This window comes from Geomonas sp., from assembly GCF_056994735.1.
Genome location: NZ_JBXKJL010000010.1, coordinates 1 through 2,127, shown reverse-complemented (window position 1 = coordinate 2,127; position 2,127 = coordinate 1). Strand labels below are relative to the sequence as shown.

At 64.5% G+C, this 2,127-nt stretch carries 3 protein-coding genes; all 3 read right to left on the bottom strand.

What is annotated here, in order from left to right; translation table 11 throughout:
* On the bottom strand, positions 1–819 hold an 819-nt coding region (locus AC11W3_RS00490), incomplete at its 3' end, for a carboxyl transferase domain-containing protein (RefSeq protein ID WP_484092300.1).
* Between the two features lie 123 nt (positions 820–942).
* Positions 943–1,323: an acyl-CoA dehydrogenase family protein gene (locus AC11W3_RS00485; protein ID WP_484092299.1), complete on the bottom strand. Its 381-nt coding sequence runs from the start codon at positions 1,321–1,323 to the stop codon at positions 943–945.
* A 6-nt stretch (positions 1,324–1,329) separates the two neighbouring features.
* Entirely contained in the window at positions 1,330–2,112 is a 783-nt protein-coding gene (locus AC11W3_RS00480; protein ID WP_484092298.1) for an acyl-CoA dehydrogenase family protein, read from the bottom strand.
* Positions 2,113–2,127: the final 15 nt, after the last annotated feature.

Genomic DNA, 2,127 nt, shown 5'->3' with positions numbered 1-2,127 from the left:
CTCGGGGCGCTTTACCCCGTTGAGGTTGGCCACCACCCGCCGGGCCTGCGCCAGCGCGTGGCCGTCGTTCATGGCGTAGTAGTCGGTCACCCCGGAGGTGCGGCAGTGGACATCGGCTCCGCCCAGGTCCTCGGCGCTCACCACCTCGCCGGTTGCCGCCTTGACCAGCGGAGGGCCGGCCAGGAAGATGGTCCCCTGTCCCCTGACGATGATGCTCTCGTCGGACATGGCGGGGACGTAGGCCCCTCCGGCCGTGCAGGAGCCCATCACCACGGCGATCTGCGGTATCCCCTTGCCGGACATGTTGGCCTGGTTGTAAAAGATGCGGCCGAAGTGGTCCCTGTCGGGGAAGACCTCGTCCTGCTGGGGGAGATTGGCCCCTCCGGAATCGACCAGGTAGAGGCAGGGGAGATGGTTGGCCTCCGCGACCTCCTGGGCCCGCAGGTGCTTCTTGACGGTCATCGGGAAGTAGGTCCCCCCCTTCACGGTGGCGTCGTTGGCGACGATCATGCACTCGCGCCCGGAGACCCGGCCGATGCCGGTGACGATCCCGGCTGAAGGGATGTCCCCTCCGTACATCCCGTAGGCTGCGAGTTGGGAGAGCTCCAGGAACGGTGCGCCCGCATCGAGGAGGTGGCGGATCCTCTCCCTGGGGAGGAGCTTTCCGCGTTCGACGTGTTTGGTGCGGGCCTTCTCGCCCCCCCCGAGCTTTACTCGCGCCACCTTCTCCCGCAGGTCGGCCACCAGGCTTGTCATGGTCTCGGCATTGCAGCGGAACTCGTCGGTGCTGGCGTTAATGGAAGTTTTCAGTACGCTCATGTCGAATGGCTCTCCTTCTTGGCATCGCCCCCCGTGTAGCCGGCGGCGCCTGCCGTTTCTCGTTTCCCCGCTCCCGAAGGGCGTCCCTTCTCTTCGGAGCCTCTTCCGGAGCGGGGTTCTTCGTCAGTGGCAGGTCTCGTTGAACAGTTCGCGTCCGATCAACATGCGGCGGATCTCGCTGGTTCCGGCCCCGATCTCGTAGAGCTTGGCGTCGCGCAGGAAGCGCCCGGTGGGATACTCGTTGGTATAGCCGTTTCCACCCAGGCACTGGATCGCCTCCAGCGCCATCCAGGTGGCCTTTTCAGCGGCATAGAGGATGGCGCCGGCGCAATCCTTGCGGCTCGTCTCACCGCGGCTGCAGGCGCCTGCCACCGTGTAGACGTAGGAGCGGGAGACGTTCAGCATGGTGTACATGTCCGCTATCTTTCCCTGCATGAGCTGGAACTGGCCGATGGACTGGCCGAACTGCTTGCGCTCGTGGACGTAAGGCACGACCACGTCCATGCACGCCTACATGATCCCCAGGGGACCGGCCGCGAGCACAGCCCGCTCGTAATCGAGCCCGCTCATCAGCACGTTCACACCCTTGCCCTCCGCTCCCAGCACGTTCTCAGCCGGGACCCGGCAGTTTTCGAAGACGAGCTCGCAGGTATCCGAGCCGCGCATCCCCAGCTTGTCCAGCTTCTGCGCCGTGGAGAAGCCCGGGAATCCCTTCTCGATGATGAAGGCGGTTATCCCCTTGGGCCCTGCCGAGGCGTCGGTCTTGGCGTAGACGACCAGGGTGTTGGCGTGCGGCCCGTTGGTGATCCACATCTTGTTGCCGTTCAAAAGGTAGTGGTCGCCCTTCTTCTCGGCGCGCAGCGACATGCTGACCACGTCCGAGCCGGCCCCGGTCTCGCTCATGGCCAGGGCTCCGACATGTTCTCCGCTGATGAGTTTCGGGAGGTACTTGCTGCGCTGGGCAAGGGTGCCGTTGCGGAAGATCTGGTTGACGCAGAGGTTCGAATGCGCCCCGTAAGCGAGGGCCACGGAGGCCGAGGCGCGGGAGAGCTCTTCCATGACCACGACATGCTCCAGGTAGCTCAGCCCGGATCCGCCGTACTCCTCGTCAACCGTAACGCCGAGGAGGCCAAGGCTCCCCATCTTGCGCCACAGGTCCATGGGGAAGTGGTTTTCCCGGTCGATCTCCGCAGCACGCGGCACGATCTCCGTCAGAGCAAATCCCCTTACCGTCTCGCGGATCAGATTCGCGGTCTCGCCCAGATTGAAGTTGAGTGAAGGATATGGTTTCATCGCATGCCCCCTTTT

What these genes read in the sequence shown, in the direction of transcription:
- AC11W3_RS00485 (WP_484092299.1), bottom strand. Translation starts at nt 1,323, where the DNA reads ATGGACGTGGTCGTGCCTTACGTCCACGAGCGCAAGCAGTTCGGCCAG.
- AC11W3_RS00480 (WP_484092298.1), bottom strand. Translation starts at nt 2,112, where the DNA reads ATGAAACCATATCCTTCACTCAACTTCAATCTGGGCGAGACCGCGAAT.